19 protein-coding genes are annotated in these 24,403 nt (G+C 51.0%); 8 read left to right on the top strand and 11 right to left on the bottom strand.

Annotated features, from left to right (window positions below; translation table 11 throughout):
* The first annotated feature begins 109 nt into the window (after positions 1–109).
* Positions 110–1,036 (top strand): site-specific tyrosine recombinase XerD, encoded by a 927-nt coding sequence (gene xerD / locus B157_RS0130635; protein ID WP_020607118.1) that lies wholly within the window; start codon positions 110–112, stop codon positions 1,034–1,036.
* 217 nt (positions 1,037–1,253) lie between these two features.
* Here xerD and B157_RS0130630 read toward each other — a convergent pair whose 3' ends face one another.
* A complete protein-coding gene (locus B157_RS0130630) occupies positions 1,254–1,790 on the bottom strand; it encodes a hypothetical protein (RefSeq protein ID WP_020607117.1) in 537 nt (178 codons plus the stop codon).
* Positions 1,791–1,870: 80 nt separating this feature from the next.
* Here B157_RS0130630 and B157_RS0130625 point away from each other — a divergent pair, with 80 nt between their 5' ends.
* On the top strand, positions 1,871–3,097 hold the full coding sequence (locus B157_RS0130625; protein ID WP_020607116.1) for an aminotransferase class V-fold PLP-dependent enzyme: 1,227 nt from the start codon (positions 1,871–1,873) through the stop codon (positions 3,095–3,097).
* Between the two features lie 119 nt (positions 3,098–3,216).
* Here the strand turns inward: B157_RS0130625 and gloA2 are convergent, their stop codons facing one another.
* From gloA2 to sixA, 3 genes are all read right to left on the bottom strand, one after another.
* Complete coding sequence (gene gloA2, locus B157_RS0130620) at positions 3,217–3,606, bottom strand: SMU1112c/YaeR family gloxylase I-like metalloprotein (protein WP_020607115.1); 390 nt, start codon at positions 3,604–3,606, stop codon at positions 3,217–3,219.
* 5 nt (positions 3,607–3,611) lie between these two features.
* Positions 3,612–3,806, bottom strand: coding sequence for a hypothetical protein (locus B157_RS0130615; RefSeq protein WP_020607114.1), 195 nt, complete (start codon positions 3,804–3,806; stop codon positions 3,612–3,614).
* Between the two features lie 76 nt (positions 3,807–3,882).
* A complete protein-coding gene (gene sixA / locus B157_RS0130610; protein WP_020607113.1) occupies positions 3,883–4,386 on the bottom strand; it encodes a phosphohistidine phosphatase SixA in 504 nt (167 codons plus the stop codon).
* 211 nt (positions 4,387–4,597) lie between these two features.
* Between sixA and asnS the strand changes: the two genes are divergently transcribed.
* Both asnS and B157_RS0130600 read left to right on the top strand, forming a co-directional pair.
* Positions 4,598–6,082, top strand: coding sequence for an asparagine--tRNA ligase (gene asnS / locus B157_RS0130605; RefSeq protein ID WP_020607112.1), 1,485 nt, complete (start codon positions 4,598–4,600; stop codon positions 6,080–6,082).
* Positions 6,083–6,177: 95 nt separating this feature from the next.
* Positions 6,178–7,260: a complex I subunit 1/NuoH family protein gene (locus B157_RS0130600; protein WP_026309077.1), complete on the top strand. Its 1,083-nt coding sequence runs from the start codon at positions 6,178–6,180 to the stop codon at positions 7,258–7,260.
* 185 nt (positions 7,261–7,445) lie between these two features.
* Here B157_RS0130600 and B157_RS0130595 read toward each other — a convergent pair whose 3' ends face one another.
* Genes B157_RS0130595 through B157_RS0130585 form a run of 3 tightly spaced genes read right to left on the bottom strand, consistent with a single transcriptional unit; the run spans position 7,446 to position 11,439 of the window.
* Complete coding sequence (locus tag B157_RS0130595; RefSeq protein ID WP_020607110.1) at positions 7,446–8,468, bottom strand: vWA domain-containing protein; 1,023 nt, start codon at positions 8,466–8,468, stop codon at positions 7,446–7,448.
* 13 nt (positions 8,469–8,481) lie between these two features.
* A complete protein-coding gene (locus B157_RS0130590) occupies positions 8,482–9,798 on the bottom strand; it encodes a hypothetical protein (RefSeq protein WP_020607109.1) in 1,317 nt (438 codons plus the stop codon).
* A gap of 42 nt (positions 9,799–9,840) precedes the next feature.
* Positions 9,841–11,439: a CsgG/HfaB family protein gene (locus B157_RS0130585; protein ID WP_169521814.1), complete on the bottom strand. Its 1,599-nt coding sequence runs from the start codon at positions 11,437–11,439 to the stop codon at positions 9,841–9,843.
* Between the two features lie 853 nt (positions 11,440–12,292).
* Between B157_RS0130585 and B157_RS0130580 the strand changes: the two genes are divergently transcribed.
* Positions 12,293–12,955: a phosphatase PAP2-related protein gene (locus tag B157_RS0130580; protein ID WP_020607107.1), complete on the top strand. Its 663-nt coding sequence runs from the start codon at positions 12,293–12,295 to the stop codon at positions 12,953–12,955.
* On the opposite strand, the gene B157_RS0130575 is transcribed toward B157_RS0130580, so the two are convergent.
* On the bottom strand, positions 12,952–14,091 hold the full coding sequence (locus B157_RS0130575; protein ID WP_245565362.1) for a BamA/TamA family outer membrane protein: 1,140 nt from the start codon (positions 14,089–14,091) through the stop codon (positions 12,952–12,954). The genes B157_RS0130580 and B157_RS0130575 overlap by 4 nt on opposite strands.
* Before the next feature lie 178 nt (positions 14,092–14,269).
* Between B157_RS0130575 and B157_RS0130570 the strand changes: the two genes are divergently transcribed.
* The 3 genes from B157_RS0130570 to B157_RS0130560 all read left to right on the top strand — a co-directional run bounded on the left by B157_RS0130570 (position 14,270) and on the right by B157_RS0130560 (position 17,644).
* Positions 14,270–15,085, top strand: coding sequence for a phytanoyl-CoA dioxygenase family protein (locus B157_RS0130570; RefSeq protein ID WP_026309076.1), 816 nt, complete (start codon positions 14,270–14,272; stop codon positions 15,083–15,085).
* Positions 15,086–15,165: 80 nt separating this feature from the next.
* Entirely contained in the window at positions 15,166–15,969 is an 804-nt protein-coding gene (locus tag B157_RS0130565; protein ID WP_020607104.1) for an SDR family NAD(P)-dependent oxidoreductase, read from the top strand.
* Positions 15,970–16,168: 199 nt separating this feature from the next.
* Positions 16,169–17,644 (top strand): DEAD/DEAH box helicase, encoded by a 1,476-nt coding sequence (locus B157_RS0130560; protein ID WP_020607103.1) that lies wholly within the window; start codon positions 16,169–16,171, stop codon positions 17,642–17,644.
* Positions 17,645–17,809: 165 nt separating this feature from the next.
* On the opposite strand, the gene B157_RS36340 is transcribed toward B157_RS0130560, so the two are convergent.
* The 3 genes from B157_RS36340 to B157_RS0130545 are packed head-to-tail and all read right to left on the bottom strand — an operon-like array spanning position 17,810 to position 24,184.
* Positions 17,810–20,269 (bottom strand): S9 family peptidase, encoded by a 2,460-nt coding sequence (locus B157_RS36340; RefSeq protein ID WP_020607102.1) that lies wholly within the window; start codon positions 20,267–20,269, stop codon positions 17,810–17,812.
* 10 nt (positions 20,270–20,279) lie between these two features.
* On the bottom strand, positions 20,280–20,978 hold the full coding sequence (locus tag B157_RS0130550; protein WP_020607101.1) for a putative HlyD family type I secretion protein: 699 nt from the start codon (positions 20,976–20,978) through the stop codon (positions 20,280–20,282).
* 5 nt (positions 20,979–20,983) lie between these two features.
* Complete coding sequence (locus B157_RS0130545; RefSeq protein ID WP_020607100.1) at positions 20,984–24,184, bottom strand: lantibiotic dehydratase; 3,201 nt, start codon at positions 24,182–24,184, stop codon at positions 20,984–20,986.
* Between the last annotated feature and the right edge of the window lie 219 nt (positions 24,185–24,403).

Here is a 24,403-nt window from a genome sequence, read left to right as displayed (position 1 = left end):
GTTTTCGGTATTCAGCATTTGGTGACGCGGTGCGGTCAGGTAGCTGGCGTGTGAGAGAATCTGGACCGTACCGCGCAATCGTACTCGACAACCCATAAGCCGAACTCCCATGTGGCAAAGTTATATAAACGCCTTTAAGAACTACCTTAAGCTGGAGCGGTCACTGGCCGAAAATTCAGTGGAAGCCTACCTGCACGATGCCGAAAAACTGTATCAGTTCATCCTGCTAACCGACCCTGCCCTAAACCCGATGCAGGTGACGGAAAAAGAACTGATGAATTTTCTGATGTACCTGGGCGAGTTGGGTCTTTCGGCGCACAGTCAGGCCCGAATCCTATCGGGGCTGAAGTCGTTTTTCAAGTACCTGATGCTCGAAAACCTGATTCAGCATGATCCAACGCAGTTGCTGGAAGGGCCTAAACTGGGCCGTAAACTCCCCGACACGCTTAGTTTTCCCGAAATTGAGGATATCCTCGCGGCTATTGACCTCTCCACGCCCGGCGGCACCCGCGACCGGGCTATGCTGGAAGTGCTGTACAGTTCGGGGCTGCGGGTATCCGAACTGTTGAATCTGCGCCTGACCAACTGTTTTTTCAAGGAGGGGTTTATCCGGGTGCTGGGTAAGGGCGATAAGGTTCGGCTGGTGCCTATTGGCGAGGATGCTATGCACTACACCCGAATCTACGTTGAACACGTTCGCAGTAAACTGGCTGTTCAGAAAGGAGATGAAGACAGTATTTTCCTCAACCTGCGCGGCAAACAGCTCTCCCGAATATCGGTCTTTACAACGATTAAAAAACTGGCAGCCGAGGTAGGCATCAACAAAACAATCAGCCCGCACACGTTCCGGCATTCCTTTGCTACCCACCTCATTGAGGGTGGTGCCGACCTGCGGGCCATTCAGCAGATGCTTGGCCACGAATCCATTACGACAACAGAAATTTACACCCACCTCGACCGCGATTACCTGCAGCAGACACTACGGGACTATCATCCGAGAAGCCTGAACCGCACCGGCGACCTGACAGGATTTTAAGAGGATTTAAATGATTTACAGGCTGTTGATATATATGACAGGGAATTGATATGGATTAATTGATAATCAGGAAAATCATTTAAATCCGCTTAAAATCTTGGTTCAGATAAAAAAAGTCCCCGCCGTCGAAACGACAGCGGGGAGCCACGATCTAACTAACCCAAAACTAAATAAAACAATGCATACCTCTTATCTCTAATCCAGGCTGTAACATCTATCAGACGTCGGCCATAGTTTTCTCGCCAGCAAACTGTTGCTGCTGGTTCTTAAACAGCAGGTTGAACGAGGTCAGACTCCCGTAAATCCGGGTGATATATTGCTGAATATTGATCTTCTCTTCATCGTCGAGCGGGCTGGCATTTATGCGCTGTTCGAGCACCCGCAACCGGTCGCGTACCATCACTATTTTATGAAAGAACGCATCGATAGGCATTTCCTTCGTCGATAAATCGGCCCGGCCGGGTTTGAGTATCAATTTCCCACCTTTCCATTTATCGCCCAGCGGCACCAGTTCCGTTTGGTCGACCCACCGTTGCAGGATGCGGGTCAGCGACTGCTCAACATCGAACAGGCTAACCAGATCGCTATCGGGTTCCAGGGCTTCGAGGATAGTCAGGGGTGCGTCGAATTTCAGTATCTTCACCCCCGTTTCGATAAACGTAATGGTATAGCCACTGGCTTTCAGGTTGATAACAACGCCATCGCCAAACGCATCATGCCGGATTCGGGACCCAATGCCCAACAGGGTATTCATAAAGTGACTGTATTTACGTTCACGAATTATTAACTACAAAGCCCGTGCCAGAATAAACAAATCAGCCCTTAGTTACCTATATGAATACAAAAAATCCTCCAATAAGTACACAAAAGGATAAATTTACGTTGCCCTCAACCGTTCATTACCTGAACTGTGCAACCCGTTCTCCCCTGAGTAAAAAGGCGGAACAGGCCGGATACGAAGCCGTTCGCCGGGATACCAACCCCTTCGGTTTGCGTCCCGATGATTTTTTCAGTGGTGCCCTTCAGGTCCGGTCATTATTCTCGCAACTCATCAACAACCGGAGCGCCGGTGGTGCGGCCATTCGAACGCCCGACCCGGAGCGTATTGCCATAATTCCATCTGTTTCGTATGGAATGGCGGTGGTGGCACGAAACTTGTCCGGCAAGCCAGGCATTCGGGCGGGGCAGAAAATAGTACTCGTTGGGGATGAATTCCCGAGTGATGTATACGCCTGGGACCGGGTCTGCACCGAATTGGGGTTACACATCGTAACCGTTCCCATGCCCGATGTATTTCCGAAGGGTGCTCTGTGGAACGAACGCCTGCTGGATGCCATTGGTCCCGACACGGCGCTGGTGGTTGTCCCGCCCGTTCACTGGATGTACGGCATCCGGTTCGACCTGGAAGAAATCGGTCGGCGGGCGCGGGAGGTGGGTGCATGGCTGGCTATCGACGGAACCCAGGCCATTGGTGCGCTACCATTCGACCTGGATGCTATTCAGCCCGATGCTGTCATTTGCGCGGGCTACAAATGGCTGATGGGTCCCTACTCGCTGGGGCTGGCTTATTTTGGTCCGGCTTTCGACGATGGTATTCCGCTGGAAGAGGGCTGGATGAACCGGCTCGACAGCAATCAGTTTCACCGGCTGATGGATTACCAGCCTGTCTACCGGCCCAAAGCGTACCGGTATAACGTGGGCGAACATTCGCATTTTATGCAGATGCCCATGCTCGAAGCCGCCCTGACGCAGCTTATCGAGTGGCAGCCAGCCCGTATTCAGGACTACACAAAAGCCCTGATGGCCGATGCCTGGCCGGTCCTGGAAAGTCTGGGCTGTTCGCTCGAACCGGAAAACGGTAGCCGGGGCCGCAGTCATCACCTGATTGGCCTTTGGCTCCCCGAGCACGCCGACCCAATGGCTGTACAACAAGCTCTGCTGGCCGAAAACGTATCCGTATCGGTCCGGTCGCGGGCCATGCGCATCGCCCCGCACGTATACAACGAACCCGAAGACGTAGATGCGCTGGTGCGGGTCATTTCCTCATCATTAGGTCATTAAGTGGTCATTTGTAGTCATTGATGGTCATTTTATGGTAATTGGGTTGTTGCCTGCAACGCTAGAAGTACTAATGACGCGGAGCCAATGACCATCAATGACGCGGAGCAAATGGCCACTTATCAGCTTTCGTACAACTCAAGGGGTAGTCCGTCGGGGTCGGCGAAGAAGGTGAATCGCCGTCCGGTGTGTTCATCGGTGCGGACGGGTTCAGTCAGTACACCCTGCTGGTTCAGGTGATTGATGGCGGCATCGAGGTCAGGAACAGCGAAGGCGAGATGCCGCAGCCCCAGGGCTTCGGGTCGCGATGGGCGGGCGGGTGGATCTGGGAAGGAGAACAACTCAATGAGGTACTGACCATTCAGGGCCAGATCAAGCTTATACGAGTTTCGTTCGGCCCGGTAGTATTCGCCCAATACAGAAAACCCCAGCGTTTCGGTGTAGAAGCGTTTGGACGTTTCGTAGTCTGACACAATGATGGCAATATGATGAACAGCCGTTAGCTGGAGCATGGTGGTTAGGGTATCAGTAAGGTATCGGTAGCGGCTGTATCAACCGCTGTTCCATCTTTTTGTACGGGCAATGCCCGCTCCAGTTCCCGACGTCTGTTCCAGGGTGCCGTAGTCCGGCTGGCCATGTCGATAGCAAACAGGGCAACGATAGTGGTGAAAACGATAAAAACGACAATAAAAATGCGACGGTTACGATTCATGGTTCAGTTATCAGTTATCGATGAAGGGTTATCAATTATCTGAACAGTAAAAACTGTCTGTTTCATTACTAACCGATTACTGTTCATTGATTTTTTTTGGCCCTATCTGAAACGCAACGCTGCCGGTCCGGCCTGATACCTCAGCCCAGGTGAGGTTGTCGAACGTTACAGCAACCACCTCTCCCTTACTCATTGAACCAATGTTCTGGTGCGTCAGGTACTCGGCAAGGTACGACACATCGGGGTTATGCCCTACCACCATAGCCGTTTTCGTTTCACCAGAAAGTGCGTTGATGGCCGCCAGATACGCCTTTGGTCCTCCGTCGAATAGTCGTTCGTCCAGTTGAATCTGCTCCGGGTCAAACCCCAGCTGTTCGGCTATCATCCGGGCCGTGTCTTTGGCACGAGGTGCCGTACTGCTTATAATACGATCAGGACTGATAGCCTGCTGATGCAGATAACGACCCATGCGGGCGGCTGCCATGATGCCATCGGATGTGAGTTGCCGGTCGTGGTCAACCATAAACGCCCCCCGGTCTTCGGCTTTGGCGTGGCGGACAATGTATAACGTAAGCGACATAGGAAGCGTTTTTGGTTTACGATTTTTGGTTTACGTTGACAACACCTCAAGCTACAAACCGGATACCATAAACCGTAAACCTACTTTAATTGGCACAAAAATAGAACGTCAATTGGTATGCCGTGGTTTTATCGATTAAAATTGTCTGTGGGCGTTTCAATCGACAATCCGTACTTTTGCGCCGTAATCATTCGCTGGCCGTCGTTTTAGTATGAGTTATCAATCCATTCAACAGTTATTAAAAACCAGTCCGGTGGGCACCACCGTAACCGTGAAGGGCTGGGTCCGCACCAAGCGAGAAAGTAAAAACGCTACGTTTATTGCGCTCAATGATGGGTCGACCATCAATACCATTCAGGCCGTTGCCGAACGCGGCCCGGCCGAAGCAGGCCTGCTGCCTGAAGAAACCCTGAAACTTATCACCACGGGGGCCTGCGTGGCCATTACGGGCCAGTTGGTCGAGTCGCAGGGAGCGGGGCAATCCGTTGAAATTAAACTGGAAAGCGTTCATATTTACGGCCCCGCCGACCCGGACAAGTACCCGCTGCAACCCAAACGGCACTCGCTGGAGTTTCTGCGCGAGATTGCTCACCTGCGGCCGCGTACCAACACGTTCAGTGCTATTCTGCGCATCCGGCACGCGCTGGCCTTTGCCGTGCATAAGTACTTCAACGACAACGGTTTTTACTACCTGCACACACCCATCATCACGGCTTCTGATGCCGAAGGGGCGGGCGAGATGTTCCGCGTCACCACCCTAAGCGCGACTAAACCACCACTCACCGAAGAAGGAAAAGTGGACTACAGCCAGGATTTTTTTGGCCGGGAAACCAACCTGACCGTGTCCGGACAACTGGAAGGTGAATTAGGGGCGCTGGCACTGGGAAAGGTGTACACCTTCGGGCCAACCTTCCGGGCGGAGAATTCCAACACCACCCGCCACCTGGCCGAGTTCTGGATGATTGAGCCAGAAATGGCTTTTTACGAGCTGGAAGATAACATGAATCTGGCCGAAGATTTCGTTAAAACCGTTATCCGCTACGCCCTGCAACACTGCGAAGACGACCTGACTTTTTTAGACAACCGCCTGAAAGAGGAAGAGAAGTCGAAAAAGAAAGAAGAGCAGAGCGACCTGAGTTTGCTCGAAAAGCTTCAGTTTGTCATCAGCAACGAGTTTGTCCGGCTCACCTATACCGACGCCATCGATATTCTGGCAAATTCAAAGCCGGCAAAGAAAAAGCAGTTTCAGTACGAGGTAAGCTGGGGCGTTGATCTGCAGTCGGAGCACGAGCGGTATCTGGTCGAGAAGCATTTCAAAAAACCCGTTATCCTGACTAACTACCCCCGCGATATCAAGGCGTTCTACATGAAGCAGGACGACGCACCGGCCACCAACGAGCGGGGCGAAACGTTTGGTCAGACCGTACGGGCGATGGACGTGCTGTTCCCCGGCATCGGCGAAATAATCGGCGGCTCCCAGCGGGAAGATGACCTGGACAAACTAACGACCCGGATGCAGGAGGTAGGCATTGACCCGGAAGCACTCTGGTGGTATCTGGATACGCGCCGGTTTGGGTCGGCCCCGCACGCGGGATTTGGTCTTGGTTTCGAACGACTGGTGCTGTTCGTAACAGGTATGGGAAACATCCGCGATGTCATCCCCTTCCCAAGAGCACCGAAGCAGGCAGAATTTTAGTCATTTGTTGTCATTTGCTGCGAGTCATTTACTTGTCTTTCTACGCAAAAACCATTGACAACAAATGACAATCAATGACCAAGAATGACAACTTTATGCTAGCAGTCCCCATCTTCCTGGCAATGGCCTCCGGCTTCGTGGTCGTTGGGGTGTACACCGAGCGCAAGGTATCGGCGTTTATGCAGGACAGGCTGGGGCCGATGGAAACGGGGAAATGGGGGTTGCTGCAACTCTTCGCCGATTTACTAAAACTGCTCCAGAAAGAAGATATCGTACCTACCGCTGCCGACCGAACCCTTTTTCTGCTGGCCCCTACCCTCATTTTCGCGTCGGTCTTCGCGGGTTTTGCCGTGATGCCCCTCACCCCCACTCTGCAGGGGTCGGGCGCAGCTGTCGGGGTCTTTTATCTGCTGGCCATTGTTTCCTTCGATGTGGTTGGTATCCTGATGGCAGGCTGGGGATCGAATAACAAGTACTCCCTGTTTGGGGCTATGCGGTCCGTCGCGCAGATCATTTCCTACGAAATCCCACTTGGATTGACAATTCTCTGCGTCGTGATGATTTGCCAGACCCTCAACCTACAAACACTTAGTTTCCAGCAGGGTATCTACACCCACGAAACCAACTACCTCTTCGGGCTGAAAGCACTGGGGGTCGACGTTACGGGCTGGGGGGGCATTTTCTCCTGGAACATCCTCCGTAATCCGTTTCTGCTGGTTGCCTACGTTATCTTCTTCATCTGCACGCTGGCCGAAAGTAACCGCGCCCCCTTTGACCTGCCCGAAGGCGAATCGGAAATTGTGGGGGGCTTCCACACGGAGTATTCCGGGATGCGGTTTGCGTTGCTTTACCTGTCCGAGTACGCCATGATGCTGCTGGTATCCTTCCTGGGTGCGGTCCTGTTTCTGGGCAGCTGGAACACACCCCTGCCTAACATAGGCCCCGTCCGGCTCGCCGACTGGACGAGCGGAGAACCCGGCACGGTATGGGGACACCTGACCGGTGGGTTCTGGCTCCTCTCGAAAGTATTCTTTGCGGTACTCCTGCAAATGTGGGTACGGTGGACCTTCCCCCGTATTCGGGTGGATCAGATGATGCACCTGTGCTGGAAAGTCCTCACCCCTGCCGGACTGATTCTGCTCCTGATTTCGGGCATCTGGCGGTTGCTCATGGTGTGAGGTCGTAATCCCTTTTCACCGTTTATACAAACGGCTGTTCTGAAGATTTTGAAGCCCAACTTACTTTATCTACCCGCTGCAATACTTTTTGGCTAAGGGTAGATAAAGTAAGTTGGGCGGATTGCAAGAGTAGTTAACCGGTAATCCAATCACTCATATGGTAAAGTATTGCCGCTAGCCAGATGCTACGGAATTCGTATGTAAAAAGGAGCTTCGATAATGTCGCCATTGGGAATAGCAACCTTGATCGTTTCGGCAATGATGTTACCCGATGCCCATTTGCCGGTTCGCCGGGTTGCTACCCACGTACTGCGGTACAACTGGGCTGCTCCACGCAGCAGATTCCCCAGCGTTCCGAACGACGTTACCAGTTGTTCGGCATTTTTGGCATAAAAGAATGCCCCCCCCGTCTCGTTGGCCAACTGCGAGAGTACCTGAACGTTAACGCCGTTACTGAGTCCGACGGTGTACAAAGGGGTATTCTTTGCTTTAGCGCTTGCAATTGCTTCATTCAGCGATGTTGCCCTGTATGTATCGTTCTGACCGTCGGTAAAAATTATTATCGCTTTGTTGTTTGTCTTTGCATTCTGGGCCGTATAATCCGTCATCTGGACGGAACTGTAATAAAGCGGGGTACCTCCTCCCTCCGTCTTCGACAGCGAGTCTAGCGTCTTTTTCATTACATCTTTATTGCGCGAAAACCCCTGATGCAGTATTACCGAATTGGTGTAACTATCCGTGAAACTAGCCAGCGCAACCTGATCGTTTGCCCCCAGATAATCAAGAAAAATTTTACCGGCATCAATCCGCAGATCTCTAGGATCGGTTGTAATGATACTTCCCGACTGATCCATCAGCAACAGAGCAGAATAGCCACCTGCCTTCGCGGTCTGGCCAACTACCTCTAGTTTCGTAAGCGCATAGGTGTAGCTGGACGGACTGGTGGCGGTAATCGTAAAGTCGGCGGGTTTCAGGCCCTGCACGTATCTGCCGCTCCGGTCCACAACGTATAAGTCCACCCGAAACTCTATTTTATCAGTCCCAACCTGTCCGGTAGCTACGCCACCCAACGAAGCAGCGGAGGGTTTACCATCAATCTTGGGTACACTGGGCAAAGGGACCTCTACTTCCCGGCGGCAGCTGCTAACCACTAGAAATAAGCCAATAAACAGGAGTAGGGTAAACCGAAACAACGTTAATTTTTTCATTGGTATGGCCAGTTTATTTTTTAAAACTCTTAAAACCAATACCCAGCCGGATACTGGCAATGCTTACTTTCTCGTTCAAGACCTGGTTGAAATTGGTATACCGTAAGTTATTTACGTTCATAAGCTGATAGCGAGCACTCAAATCCAGTAGCAGGGATTTAACATCCATTTCATAGCCTACGCTTACGCCGTACGTAATGGGCGTTGACTGGATCGACTCATTATCGGGCGTGGGGTGGGTATCCGACGTTTTCAGGGATGAAGAAAGTATCGTTACACCCCCTTCGGGCAGTAGGTAAAAATTACCGGAGGGGTAAATTTTGAGCCCTAATTGAACCGGAATCTGGGTGAGTGTTTTCGTTTCGCTGTATTCCGAAACACCATCACGGGTGTACCTGCGAACCAGTTCCCAGCCATAGTAGCCAGCCGTAACGGATGCGGCCAAACGCCGGAAGACTCGGTAGTCAAACCGTACACTAATCCCGATGTTCTGTTTCATCCCAAATCCCGTGGAGTCATTTAACCAGGCGTTGTCTTTATTGATCAATTCTGGATAATAGGCAAGCTCCGGCCCTATCGTCACGTGAACCCGGGCAAATCCCCCGGCATTTTTAGTAGCTACCGGTACGGAGGGAGCAGAATAGCTTTCAGTAGAAACAAGTTTCGACTGGGCATTACCGGAAGCGGCCGTTTCTACCGGTTGGGCAGCGTTAGCGACCGGTGTGGCGGGCGCGCTGGCAACCGCCGGTTTGGGGATTATTTCTTCCCGGCCATCGGCATACTGAATCCGGTCGAGTTGGCTCAGCAAGAGTTCCCGCTGCGTGTTGGCGGGATCGTTTGGTCTTGTGTAGTACAGCTTAACCTCATCACGACGGGTTACTTTACCCACCACCACCGTCTTGTCGGTCAGCACCAGCTTATCAGTAGCCACCCTTTGAACAGCCCTGGGCGTGATAATTTCCGTTCTGCCATCGCCAAATACAATCTTCCATACCTGACGACGGGGAATTATTTTCTGCGTTTTGGGAAGTGACGTTCCGGTGTATACAATGCCCGAATCGGTCAATTTATTAACCTTACCCCGAATGATATTACCGTCTATCTTCTGTATAACATCGGTACGGGTAGTTTGAGCCAGAGACAGGCCACCGACCAGCAGAAGCCAGCCCAGAAGAATTGATTTTATCAGCAAACGGTTCTGAGCATCCGAATCCAGTTTGTGGAGACGGCTACAGATTGTCTGATCAGCAGTTGGCGTCTGGTATCCTGTCGGGTCAGTACCAAACAGGACGCGGCTAAGGAGCCATAGGGGGTGCAGGATATAGTTCATTGCCAGTAAAAAAATGATGTGAATAGTTTATAGAGCGGGCCGTTAATTCATGGTCAGGTTTACTTTACCCTCTTCCATACCGGTCACATCGAACTTGGCAGCCGGACTTTTGCCCAGTATGTCGATCAAATCATCGGCATTACCCAGATGATCAACGCGCAATACGCCCTCAGTACCCTTCAGCGATACCTTCTGAACAGCCTTTACTTTCGGATTTTTGGTTAGTAAATCCGTAATCAGTTTGAGCTTGTTGAAATTAGTGTTCGAGATAACAAATTCGGTCTGGTTAGACCCCGGAGCAGACGAAGAAACTGCGGAAGACCGGGCAGGAGCTGCGCTTGTACTGGCAAAGGTCATGTTGCGGGCACAGAGTTGCTCAAGCATGTAATTAGCCATTTTGATACTGGCACTCCGCAGCGACTTCTGGGCAGAGATCGATTCGGCCCGGTCATCGGCCGAGGCATTTTCACTGTGCGAGGCTAAAATGGTGGCATCTTCGGTGGCCAGAGCGCGTAGTTCAACCCGGCCCCGAAATGAGAAATTCCCTTCCTGCTTGCTGGCTACCTGCTCACTGTTGGCAATACCGGTGATAATAATATCGGCGCCTAATTTTAGCCCCAGGGCAGCCATTTTAGCCTTGTCATCAGCCTGATCCGCGTTTTGCTCGCGTAGTTTGTTATAAACCGACGGGTCGACAATCCGGAAGCCGGCCTCAATAAATTTGTTAATAAGTACCCCTTCGGCGGTAGCCTGCTCAACCGCCACCGTTTTTTTAGTGGCTTTATCATCGTTGGCCTGTTGATTCCCTTTTTTACTTAGTGCGCCCACTACAAACTTAAACATCTCCCGATTTTCCTGACGCTCTTTCGCTTCCATTTCCTTCCGGGTGAGTTTTCGATCCAGTACAACACCGCCCGTGGTTTGTGTTTCAGGAATCAGAATCATTATTTTGGGACCTTTCCCATTTTTAAGCAACGCGCAGTTACTGGCATTAAATTTCTTGACGGGTTGCAGAACCGGCGCTTCGATGCGGTCTTTCTGGTCGGCCAGAATTTCGGTCGCCTTGATAATGGCCTGCTCACTGGCATTGGCCACGGCTCCACTGAGTTTGGTGGTGGTAAAAACGCCCGACGAAAAACCCGATGAGATACTCTCTCCATTGACAGACTCGGAAAATAGAATATCGCTCGTTTGGGGGTTCAACACCTTGAGTATGAATCCAATATTAACCTTGCTTTTCTGAATACCGATGATGGTGGTATTCTTCTCGCTGAACTCAGTTACCTCACCCGTTACGACCAACTGGGCATCAAGCCCGTCGCCCGTAATGTCCCCCATGTTCCCATCCGTTTCCAATACCCGAAAACAGTTTGTTTTCTGTAACGCATTGGTGAGCATAGTAGCCAGTTCGCCACCAAACTCCCCCTGTTCCTGCGCCCGGCTATTCGACACATTGAAGCGCACCACTTTAATAGTCAATCGCTTGTCGAGTGGTTGACCTTTGCATTTTTCAGCTACCTGCTCCAGCGTTATCGCTGATTCTTTGCCTTTCTGATTACTTTTTTGAGCCAGCAACGGCTGTGTGACAAGCAAGACAAGCAAACCTGTCAGGATAGTAAGTGGGTAAATTAGTCTTTTCATTCGCGTAATCATGGTTTTACTGGTTGATACATTTGGCTAGATTCGTTGGACATATTGTGTATCCTGTCGTAAATGCCTGCTGATAAGGTGTTGGTAACAGGGGACAGGCATTTTTTTTTGATGGGCTAAAACAGGCCAACCTAACAAGTGTATTTTTTCAGATTATTTTTATGATGATCAGTTACATACGTTTGGAACTACGCAGCTCCTAGTTGGAAAGAACCGGAATGATTCAACTCCATTTCCGGTTGCGTAACCTTTACCCTGTCGGGAAAAATACTGATCATACCACATCGTATACTTACCCAAACGATTATTGAGTACCGATTCAAAAGGGGTTGATGCATTCGAGATTGTGATGCCAGATGACAAGCTTAGTGGTCAGTTGGTGAAGCCTGCCGGGGATACGCCCACAAATGGCCGTCAATAGCCAGCGTTCCTGCTGCTGGCTATTGACGAAAAACCAAACTTGATCACGACCTGTGGGTGAGCCGCCAAGACGCTATATTGAATGATGTTATCCACCCAGAAACCCGTATGCAGTGTGCGTTTCAGGCGTATAAAAAGAACAGGTAGCCGAATAAACTAAATCCCCCGGTAGCTTTCCTACATCGTGTCTGAAAATTCGCTACTCCATCAATTATATAGCTACACCTGAAAATGGCACCAAAAACAAGACAGCCAGACTCAACCTGTAGCATATCGGAAGGCAAATCCAGACTGGAGAGTGATGAAAAGCAAACCAGGAATAACGAAAAGTCGATCAACCATTCATCATCAGATGTGTTCGTTTAGGATAGAAGTTTTGTAATACCTGTCTGCTTCGTAGATTTGCGGCCTTTTACCGTTTTACATGTCCATTTTAATCCCTGACCCAATTGGTGATCTAGCCTGGCAGACCGCCTGGCAATCACCCGTTTTTCGCCGAAAGTTCATCATTGGCGTAGTCAGTGCGCTGGCCTTGCTGGCCACTTTCCCGTATTTCTTTTACACCATTGAGCAACATAGCGGCCCTGTTTTAAATGACTGGCTCCTTGGGAAACTCCCACCAACGGACGTATCACTACTAATTTTCGGGGTTATCTGGGCGGCTGCCTTACTCCTGCTCATCCGTGCCCGGCGAAATCCGGCCATTTTTATGATGTTCGTTTATAGCTACGTAATCATCAGCCTGTCGCGGATGTTGAGTATCAATCTATTCCCGCTCAATCCGCCCGTTGGTCTGCTTCCAATGGTCGACCCGATTACCAATGCCTTTTATGGAGAGGCGTACATCACGAAAGACCTGTTTTATTCGGGCCACACGTCCACCCTGTTCCTGATATTTTTATGCCTGCGCCAGCAGCGGGATCGGCTGTTCGCGTTCATCGGTTCGTTGTTGGTGGGTAGCCTGCTGCTGGTGCAGCACGTGCATTATACCATCGATGTATTAGGTGCTTTTATATTCACGTACCCACTCTACCGGCTGGGGAAGTGGCTGGCCCTGAGTGGCTGGAACGCGGTGAAAGAGCCTTAAAATGCTTCTCCCAACTGAAAATACAGCCCGTTCGACACATTCTCACCAAGCCCCCAGCCATAATCGATCCGCAGATTTAACCGCTCCTTTCTGTTCAGTGCCAGGCGGATACCTCCTCCATACGAGTATTTCAATTCTTCGAAATTCAACTCGCTGACCCGGTTGCCTACGTTCCCAACTCCAGCGAAGCCAACGGCCCCGATCCGCCAGAAAAGGGGAACCCGGTATTCGGCCTGCAATACAACCTGATTTTTACTGCGGTATCGGCCATCATAAAACCCGCGCATACTATTGGAACCACCAAAACTGGCCAGGCTCCGCAACGGCGCATCACCGGCGTTAAAAAAACCGTAGCCCTGTATGGCCAGCACCTGTTCCCGGTAGATGTTAATAAATCGCCGATAATCGACCACGTAATTAGTGTACTGGAAATCGGAACCGAAAGCAGGTGAAAAATGATTGAAATAGACCTGGAAAAATCCCCCCCGGTCGGGCGAAAAGGCATTATTTCGGGAATCGTAGGTCAGGCTCAATCCAGCGCCTGAAATATGGTAGGGATAGCGTCCCTGGACCGCCAGTTGATCAAAAAGGCCACCGGGTTGGTAATCGACGGTTAGCAATCGCTGGTATTCGTACAGTACCCCCGCAAAGAAGCGACTCTGAAGTTTACGCTGAAAATGCAGGTAAACATAATACTGCTTGAACAGGTAGGATTCTTCATACTTAAGCGGAGCCTCTTTACCCAGACCCCAGAATTTATCCGGAAAGTAACTATAGGATAGTTGATGATTGAGGATATATCGTTCACCCGGCAAGTAGGTCGTTCCATTGATGGCGGCAATAAATTGTTTCCGCAGGGAGTATAAAGCCAGGACCTGTGTGTTAGAGGTCCGGGTGAGGGTGTCCTGACGATTAAAGCGAAACGTAAATGACCCCGCTACCCCTATTGACCAGTCGGTTTCGATGGATCGGGCGATTAAGGGTAAAATTAGCGTATTTCGGGTTTTTACGAACGTCGGTTGCACGGTCTGATGCACCATCGAAACACTGTCTGTCTGTGCTAGTAGGGTGCCGTATGCACCAGCTAATTGGCTGATCAACAGAAAAAAGAACCTTTTATCAAGAAAATAGGACACTGTAACCTGAATAGCCGTTAATTAAAGTCGCATTAATAATATTTCAGCAAAGTAATCCTAAAATTGTAAATTTCGTAGATTTGGGCTTTTATTGAACCGATCAAACTTGCGCCCATTAAACAAAGCGCAATAGCCGGTAGGCGTCAACTACGGATCCTCCGCATTGTATATCACCGATATGAGCAAATTAGACTTGCCGCCCTTTAAACTGGGCGAAACGATTACCCCGGAACAACGCCAGTTTTTCAACAAAAACGGCGTTATCGTGTTCCGTAATTTCATCGAGCCTCAAACGGTAAAACTTTTTATCAGTGAGGTTGAACGCATTGAAAAAGAGTGGCTGGCCGAAGGGCGTGATAAAGTAAATGGCATTCCGCTGAAATTTGGTCAGGATGATAACGGCAATCCCATGATTCAGCGCATGTGCTTCCTGTCTCAGCATAGTACTGCCCTTCACGAATTTTTGCAAGACCCCCGCCTACAGGCCGTTGTTGACCTGCTCCAGCCGTACGAGGGTCGTATTGCCGAAATTGAAAAAGACGGCCTTATTCTCAACCATTACGTTCGCACGCCCAACAGTAAATTTTCCCAGATGGGCTGGCATACCGATAGCCCCCGCGATATTTTTCTGGGGCAGCGCATTATGCCGATGCTCAACGTCGGCATTCACCTCAATCCTACCCCCTACGAGAATGGTGGATTGCGGGTAATTCCGGGTACACACAAGCAGGGTATCATTAAGATGCTGTTCCGTAAAAAATACTTCGTAGACAATGACCCCGACAAGCATGAAATTGGCTTCGACATCAACGCGGGCGATTTGTCGGTACACGACGGTCGGTTGTGGCACCGGGCACAGCAATCACCCCATGTTGGAGAAGCCAGCCGTCGGCGCGTTATGTACGTACCCGTTGTAACGGGTAAATACATGCCCAAAAGCGAGAATAGCAAGACGCCCTTCTACCACCGTTTCATCTCGAAAGTAAATATTTAATAACGTCATAAATCGATACGTGGCTGACACATAATCAACAGATGTGCCAGCCACGTATCGATTTACAACGTAGTCACTCTATGGCCTACGCCCTCATTACGGGAGCCAGCCGGGGTATTGGCCTGGCCATTGCCCGCGAACTGGCCCGCCGAAAGTTCAACCTGTTGCTGGTGGCCCGTTCAGCGCCAACACTTGAGCAGACCGCCCATCAACTGGCGACGGAGTATGGCATCCAGACGGATTTTCTGGCCATCGACCTGGCCGAAACCGGAGCGGCCCGGCAGGTATATGACTGGTGTACGAACAAAAAGTATGCGGTTCAGATGCTGGTGAATAATGCGGGGTACGGATTGAGTGGTTCTTTTGAGAAACACGCCTTAGAAGAGCATACCGACATGATGCGGGTCAACATGACGGCTCTGGTTGAGTTGACTTATCTTTTCCTTCCCCAGCTTCGGCAACAAGCCAGTCCAGGCGGGGCCCATCCAGGCGGGTCAAAAGCGTATATTCTTAATATCGGCAGTTCGGCTGCTTACCAGGCCATACCGTTACTCAGTTTGTATTCGGCCTCCAAGTCGTTTGTTCTTCAGTTTAGCCGGGGTTTGCACCAGGAATTGAAAGGATCACCGGTATCCGTTACCTGCGTATGCCCCGGTTCTACGGACACCAATTTTGTTGACCGGGCGCAGATCGGGGAGAAAGGACGGAATGCCGCCAAAAAAGTAAATATGACGCCCGAAGCAGTAGCCCGGCAAGCCGTAGAAGCAACGCTGGCGGGTAAGGCCGAAGTGGTAACGGGTTTCTTAAACAAGGCTGGCAAGTTCATGGCGTGGCTATTACCCAAGGGGTTAGTTGAAAAAGCCGCCGGTAGTATTTACGAATAAGTCCGGACTAAATCCAGGAAAATGGGGGTGATTCTATTCAATCAGGATCGTCCCCATTTTTTTACACGAATTGTACTCCACTAATAAATGGCACTTTATTTGCCCTGATACAGTTATGACCATATAACTTTACAAAGACGTTGGATGCTGGACCGAACACTTTCCCCTATTCCATTACGTACCGACGTCCAGCCAACACATGCAATTTTCCGACTTATCATTAATTGATCCGATCCTGAAGGCACTCGCCGAAGAAGGATACACCACCCCCACTCCCATCCAGGAACAAGCCATACCGACTTTATTGAATCGCCGGGATTTGCTGGGGTGCGCCCAGACCGGCACGGGTAAAACAGCCGCGTTTGCTATTCCTATTCTGCAACTGCTCGATGAAGAACGTAGCAAAAACCCTAACGCTCCCCGGCGCATCAAAACGCTGGTAATGACCCCAACGCGTGAATTAGCCATCCAGATTGCCGAAAGTTTTGCGGCTTATGGCAGGCACCTCAAACTGCGGCATACGGTTATTTTCGGCGGTGTTTCGCAGCACGCGCAGGTAAATTCACTCAAGGCGGGTATCGACGTGCTCATTGCCACACCCGGTCGGCTACTCGACCTGATGAACCAGGGCTTTATATCCTTGCGGGATGTGCAGTTCTTTGTGCTCGATGAGGCCGACCGGATGCTCGATATGGGTTTTATCCACGATGTCAAGAAAGTCATCGCTAAATTACCCGAACGCCGACAGTCGCTGTTTTTCTCGGCTACAATGCCCCCCGACGTAGCAAAACTGGCCGACACCATTTTACGTAATCCAGCCAAAGTTGAAGTAACTCCGGTTTCTTCAACGGCCGATACGATTACGCAGGCCCTGTATTTTGTGGGCCGCGACGACAAGCGTAAACTACTGGTTCATATTCTGGAAGACCAGAAAATCAAATCGGCCCTGGTTTTTGCCCGGACCAAGCACGGAGCGGATAAAGTGGTTAAAGACCTGCTGAAGGCGGGTATTGGTGCCGAAGCCATTCACGGCAACAAATCGCAGAATGCCCGTCAGCGTGCGCTCTCGAACTTTAAGAGCCGTGAAACGCGGGTACTCGTCGCAACGGATATTGCCGCTCGTGGTATCGATGTAGATGAACTCTCGCATGTAATCAATTACGAACTGCCCAACATTCCTGAAACGTACGTACACCGCATTGGCCGGACGGGCCGGGCGGGGCACGATGGCATTGCGCTCTCGTTTTGCGACGAAGAAGAAACGGAATACCTGCGCGACATCCATAAACTGATTGGCAAGCGGGTGCCAATCATTGAAAACCATCCGTTCCCCCCTGATTTCGACACAACTAAAGTAACGCCCGCTCCCCCGCAACGGCAGGGACAGGGCCGAAACGCAGGCAGGCAGGGTGGTGGTCGTTCTAACGGTTCATCAAACCAGGGATCGTTTCGCAGGGATGACAATAATAACAACCGCCGGACCGAAACGCCGGGCAATCGGGAGCAACCCCGCGCCACTTCGCAAAGCCGTCCCGCCAGTCAGGACAGATCTGCGCCCGGCCGGCGTGATGGACATAGCAGTAGCCCAAACAAAACGGGGAATACGAGCGAACGCCCGGGCCGTGGAACGGGCAATAGCCGGTATACAAATTTAGGTCCCGATAAAAATTATTAACCTGAAGTGAATACAGGGTTAGAGACGGCCCGTATGGGCAAAAATTAACCCCGAATACACAGATACTAAAAAAAGACCCTGAAATTCAGGGTCTTTTTTTAGTTGTCAGTGATGATGACTCTTATCTCTTCATCAGGAATTTCTTTGCCTGACAGGAGGAGTTGATCATTCCGTCTTTTTCATGGACGTTTCCACTCCGGCAGGTGCATTTTTAACGTATTTGTCCAGCCAGGTATTCATTTCCCACAAGGTGTGCAGGATAGACTCTTTGGCCGAGTAACCGTGGCTCTCCAACGGTAGCTGCACGTAACGAACCGTGCCCCCATTGCCTTTGATGGCATTGTATAACCGCTCACTTTGCAGCGGAAACGTCCCCGAATTATTGTCTGCTTCGCCGTGCATGATGAGTAGGGGCGTTTTAATCTTGTCGGCATACATGAAGGGCGACATCCGGCTGTACACATCGGGCGCATTCCAGATTGTTCGTTCTTCGGCCTGGAAACCAAACGGGGTCAGCGTGCGGTTATAGGCACCACTACGGGCAATACCAGCTGCAAATAAAGTAGTATGAGCCAGCAGATTAGCCGTCATAAAAGCCCCGTATGAATGTCCGCCAATGGCAATTCTATTCCGATCGGCAATGTTCTGGTTGACTAACGCATCAACCAGTGCTTCGGCCCCGGCGGTCAACTGCTCGACGTACGTATCATTTGGTAGTGCATCGCCCTGGCCAATGATCGGCAGGTCGGGGTCATCTACAACGGCGTAGCCCTGCGTCAGCCAGTAAAGCGGACCGGACCAGCTGAGCCGGGTAAACTGATACGGAGAATCTTTTACCTGACCAGCCGCATCGGCATTCTTGTACTCACGCGGGTAAGCCCAGATCAGCACCGGCAACCGGCCTTTATCGGGGGAGTAACCCACCGGCAAATAAACCTTAGCCCGTAGTTTAACGCCATCCTTCCGCTCATAGGTTAACACTTCCTTCTTAATTTCTTTCAGTGCCGGATAGGGATGCGGAAAGGTAGTAAGCGGTTTTTCCGTTTGCCGGACCAGATCGCGAATAACGTAATTGGCCGGGTCACTAACCGATTCACGCCGGATGAGTATCTGGTTGGCCGACGCATCCAGCACATCGACCGGCCGTTCGTAGTACGGGTCCTGCGAGCGCCACAGTTCACGCTGTTCGTGGGTGACTATGTTTACCCGATTGACAAACGGATGCTTACCCGTTGGCGAAGCACCATCGCCCACGAAATAAAGCCATTGTTTGTCGGGGGTAGTTAATAACACTTCGCGTCCTGCCTTATTATAGGCCACAATGGGATAACCGGGGTCTTTGTACTGGTCTTCGGTGTCCATGTCAAACAGTAATCGGTCCCCGGCACTCGTATCGGCAGGATTAAGGAGCCACATTTTCTGGTTACGTGTTTTCCACCAGCCTTCGGCCAGGAGGGCCAGACTGTCGTGCCCCCAACTCATCCATTGATAACGCCCGGTTAAGCTGGTCAGCAATTTTGGGGTTGTGAACGGGGCCGAAAGTACATAAACCCGATCCCGAATGGTTACTTTTTTTGCCGGATCCCCCCCGTCCTGCGCTTCGGCATAGACTAAGGTGGCCGGTACATCGGACCGCCAGCTTATCGAACGCATCCCCGGCCTGACGGCATCGAAACCCAGTGGTACAGTTTCCATAAGCGGTACCGACGCCAGTCGTTTGACAAGCCGACCTGCCGGACTGATCACATCGATGTCTTTCGGAAAGTTACTGTAGGTTGTCAGGTATGAATACGGCTTTCGCAACCGGACGGCCAATAAATACTGACCATTGGGTGAGAAGCCAAAACTGGTCAGTACACTGGCGGGTAATACGGGCTGGCTCTCCCCCGTTAGGGTTACACGCACCAGCCGGGACGACAAATAATACGTAAACAAAGCCTCATCGTACGGATTTTTGAGCAAATCCTGGTACGTCCGGGCGGCAGCTTTTTTGCCCAGGCTTTCCTGTATCGTTGGTCCATGTGGCACCGGTAACGGCTGTGGTGGTGTTTTACGCTGGTTGTCGACCACTTTAACCACAACCGAACGGCTATCGGGTGCCCATTGATAGGGTTCGCCCGAAATGATGTCGTTTACCGAACCGATCAATCGGCGGGCCTGCTGCTGAGTGACATCCACCATCCATAGTTCGATCTGATCGGATTTGAGTAAGACGAAGGCAAACTTCGTTCCATCTGGCGACCAGCGCAAATCGGTGAAGCGACCCGCCGGGAAGGCCCGAACGGGTATCTGTTCCAGTGTATTAGCCCGTTTCAGGGTTAGTTTCACGTAACTACCCACCCGGCTTTGCCCATTATTGGCAGGATTGATACGAAGCCCCCCCAGCTTAAGTTCCGGCTCTGCCAGTTCCTCAATCGTCGGTAGAGCAGCCCGTTCCAGCAGGAGCAGGTAATCATTTTTTGGGGACAGATTGATGTTAGGCGTAGGCGGGGCCAGTAACAGATCCAACATTTCGGCAGGTGGCGTCTGGTAAACAAGGCCCTCCTGACTCCGGGCTACCAGGGGAAGGACGAGTAACCCCGTCAGGAAGCTCAGGCGTTTCAGTGAAATTGAGTAGTTAGTCATCCTGTTCAGGTTATATGATTTCAAAAATGCGGCTTAATAAACTGCGTTCACTGGTCAGAATACTGGCTTTCCCCCGTAGATGCGTATGACTCCCGATCTGCCTGCCTTTCTGGGTCACCAGCCCCCGTTGCAGCGAGAATTGAACAGCGTAATACCCGTTTTCTTCAATAGGCGATATGGTTTCCACCGTACCCAATAGGGAGCCAAATTCCTGGTGCGGATAAGCGTCCAACTGGATGATGGCCCGCTGTCCCACCTCAACTTTACCCGACCCCTCTACGGGCAATTGCCCCCGGACCCGGTATTGATTCGTTGCCGGAACAATGATGGCCAGCGTTTCCCCCGCCATTATGGTCTTTCGGGTGTTGGGCTGCATCATCAGATGAGCCATGCCGGTAATGGGTGCCCGTACCCTATCACCGTTAGAGCATACCAGTAGGGTGCTGTTTTTCCGGACAGATGAACGGTCATGAATCAGGGTTTGCCGGATGGTGGTAGAGGCAGGGGCAATTATCGTAACGGGCTTTTCCTGAAAGTCGATCATCAGGTTAGCCGAAACGGTATCGGGATAGGCAATGTAGGAAGCTCCGGTCAGGACGCCGGCCAGAATCAGGAGTAGTACCGTAATGCCCCACCGGGTTAACCAGGCCGGTGTACGGTGCATAATATCCTGAATTTCTTCGCTTCTTATTTCGGGTTGGGCAGGCATGATTATCAGGCGTTTACGGCAGGTACTACCTGCCGGGGAGTAGGCGCTTTGCTGCGGGCTACAAGCGATTCGTAATATTTGCTCAGGTAGTGATAAATCACCAGTTCGTGCGCCCGCTGATTAGAAATAAACATCCGGTTCACAAACATGTGGATATAGCTCGGCAGCAGGTCATCGGGTTGCAGGGCATCGGCGTAGTGTTGCTGAACGGCGAAAATATCCCGGATAATTCGTTCGTTTTGCTGCGAGCGTGTCTCAAACATGGCTACGGCTTCGGCAATGTCGTTAGCCTGGTCGTTTGCAGGATTCATGAACTGCTGAATCTCTCTGGAAACGGCCCGGTACTTATCGTTCAACTGAACCATCAGTGGTGTTCCTCCGCCAAATTCACGGAAAAAATTATCCCGCATCTGGGTGATTATCCGGTGTTTTTCCGGTAGGTCGTACTGGAAATCGTCCATGAGCGCATGGATACCCCGTAGTGCCAATAACCAGCGATAGCGCTCCCCGGCATCGCCATCGAGCATGTCGAGAACATTGACAATGGCCACGCTGTCGTTGAAAAACAGATCTTCGGCCAGGGCAACGGTACCCACCCCGTAGCGTTCGACTTCACGCCGATACGTATCGGTCTGTATTTTGTAGATCAGCCCCTCGGTCAGATAATCGTGCAGGCTATTGTGCGTTGCTTCGAGGGCTTTTTTGAAAAAGTTGCGGTCGGTTCCGTTGTGGAAGCGCAGGCGCAGGTGCTCGTCCGTATCCCGATAGCGAATAAAAAACCATTTGTCGATCACATCGTCGGCCAGCAATTGCTCTGTCAGGGGTTTGATGGCGGAGGTGAGCAACCGTTCGGCTGTTTTGGTACCCGCATACAGTTTTAGGTACAACCACTCACTGCCGGGGGCAAAGGTTCGGCGTATCGGAGTCGGCTGCACTGTCTTCAACACTGTCTGGACCGTATCCGAATGGAACTTCCTGAATGGAATAACCACCTCATTGGTGTAGCGACCACCCCCATCGCTGACGAAGCAATTTTCGGGCATTCCCAGAAATTCGGCCAGCACGATTTTACGCCGTTTTCGTAGCTTGTCCCGCAGGATCCGGCAGGCATACTGACTCTCCAGGTCGATCAGCAATTCATTGTCTGCTTCCACCAGCGTTACATACCGGGGCATTTTCCGGTCCTGGCGGAGGGTATTGAACACAACGGTACTATCCGTATGTTTATTTTTGTCGTTCAGTTCGGGCAGTTCGTCCAGGCTAAAACGCCACTGTGCCCGGCTCAGGATCACGTGTTTATAGGTTACGCGGGGTAAAAAAGGCTGGTCGCCCAGCACGCCCCATTCCCAGAAAATGCTACTGTGAAGCCCGTAGCTCTGTAAATCGCACAAAAACTTATACACCATAACGCCTTTACCGTAGTTGTGCGCCGATGTAAGGCGGGGAATCACTTCTTTGTTGTGTTTTTTTGAGCGCAGTACAATCCGGGAGCCATAAGGAACGGATACCATCAGATCGTCGAGCGGAATAACATGGTCGGCATCGACCGAAGCCGTTCCTAAATACGGAATTTCGTATTGCCGCAGGGATGGACGCATCAGAATATTACCAATCCGGGCTTCGGGCAGATGCACCACTTCGGCGTAGATGGCATCGGGATTATGCTGCTCTTCGTAGGTAATGCATTCCTTTACCTGGCTGGTAAGCGACTCACTGCCGTGGCAAAACCGGCCCAGCAGATTAACAGCCGAAGGGCCACTACAGGCAGACAGATTAAACTGAAACGTACCCTGATCCAATGCCTCCGCCGAATTGGCCAGCAACGTACCGAACACGAAAAAGCTGTCGGGAATCTGGCGTTTTTCGGCAGGTGATCCCAAAATGTTCAGGTCTGCGTCGGTTAGGGTAAGGTGTTGCTGTCCATGCGCAATGACCTTTTTGTAGGCATCAAACTTAAATTTATCGGCCTTATCCCAGGCCACGGTCGATTTTTTATCCCCTGCCGGTAGCACCAGATCATCGATGAGCGGCAGGTGATCGGCCCGGCTGCCCGCTACGTCGCCGTAACCAATGCCTGATTCGGCATCCAGTACCAGCAAAAGCGGTACTTCCTGCTCTTCATAGCGGTCGTAGAATCGCTTTTTAAACGTGTCGAGGTTGCTGTTCGTATTCCGGCGGCTCAGGATGAAGAGCTTATCGAGATCCTGCGTCAGGGTCTGGGTTACAGATTCATTCAACTGGTTTTGAGTCGTGTTGAAAAATAAATCCGTTTGAATCAGATCCTTCGCGTTGGTATGCACAAAACTGGTATTGATCAGGGTAGTCAGATTACGGTACTTGGTCGGGTCATCCTGCTGATCCTGCAATAGTTCTTTTATTTCCCGAAGTTTTTGGGCGGTCTCCTTACTGGTCTCGATCTGTTCGAGTTTATGCAGCAGCACATCATAAAATTCGGGGCCGGTAACCGTTGGTTCCAGTTCACTAACCAGTACCTGACTGGCAATTATATCGTCAATAAACGTGAGTGCTTCGTCGATAGAAATCTCGTCAGAAACGAGGGTTTGGGCTAACTCCTGCCGGTAGGCCCCTTGTTTCGCGGCCGTCAGTACCGAATCGAGGTAATCCGTATTACTGAGCGACGACAGGAAATAGGAGCGGTGTTTATTTTTCAGTCGAAATTCAACGTAGCGCAGTTTGTCGCCCAGGCGGTACAAACTCGTATTGGGAAAATAGCGTAGCTGCGCTTTTACGGCGGGGTCCTGACAAATAGATTCGGCCAGTTCGGCCACGTAGTTCATATCCAGCCGGGAATGCTTCCGGTACTTAGCCGACTCATCGAAATATATGGCGGTAGGTTTAGGAGTCAGCTTACCTGCCGAACAACCCGCAAACAGGCCGTAGGGAGTACAGCGGCTACCCATCCGGTGGTAGTATTTGTAGAGGGTTAGCAAAAGTTGCTCACTATCCTTACCAGCCGTATTATCCTGATTCAACCATTTATCGAATTCCCGGTACAGGTCGGGGGAGGCCACATAAATGGCTTCTCTGAACAGCGGACTCGTAAACCGGCTGCGTAGCGTTTCCTCAAAGGTTTTCCGGTCGCCGGCGTTGATGGCATCATTGAATGCCAGCAGTTCGTCAATAGAGCACAACGGATTGCGAAGCAGATAAAAATCGTGCGAGCCTATGGTAAGCGTTGTCTTCATAATCAGCCAGGTAAAATGATCGTGAGTCGAATAGAAATAATAAGAAATACTTACGGATATTTGTCTTGCTTATTAGTTAAAACTGAAGTTACGCAAAGTGGTTAAGTGGACAAATTATCTTTGGTAATGCAAACGAACCTTGATTTATATACAGACTATCTGCTCAGTTCATTCGGCCAAACTTCAGCTACCAACATGGCCCGCCTGATGGATGACCAG

The sequence above is a fragment of the Spirosoma spitsbergense DSM 19989 genome (genome assembly GCF_000374085.1).
Lineage (GTDB): Bacteria > Bacteroidota > Bacteroidia > Cytophagales > Spirosomataceae > Spirosoma > Spirosoma spitsbergense.
The sequence above is the reverse complement of the archived record's forward strand: the minus strand, read 5'-3'. Positions and strand labels throughout refer to the sequence as shown.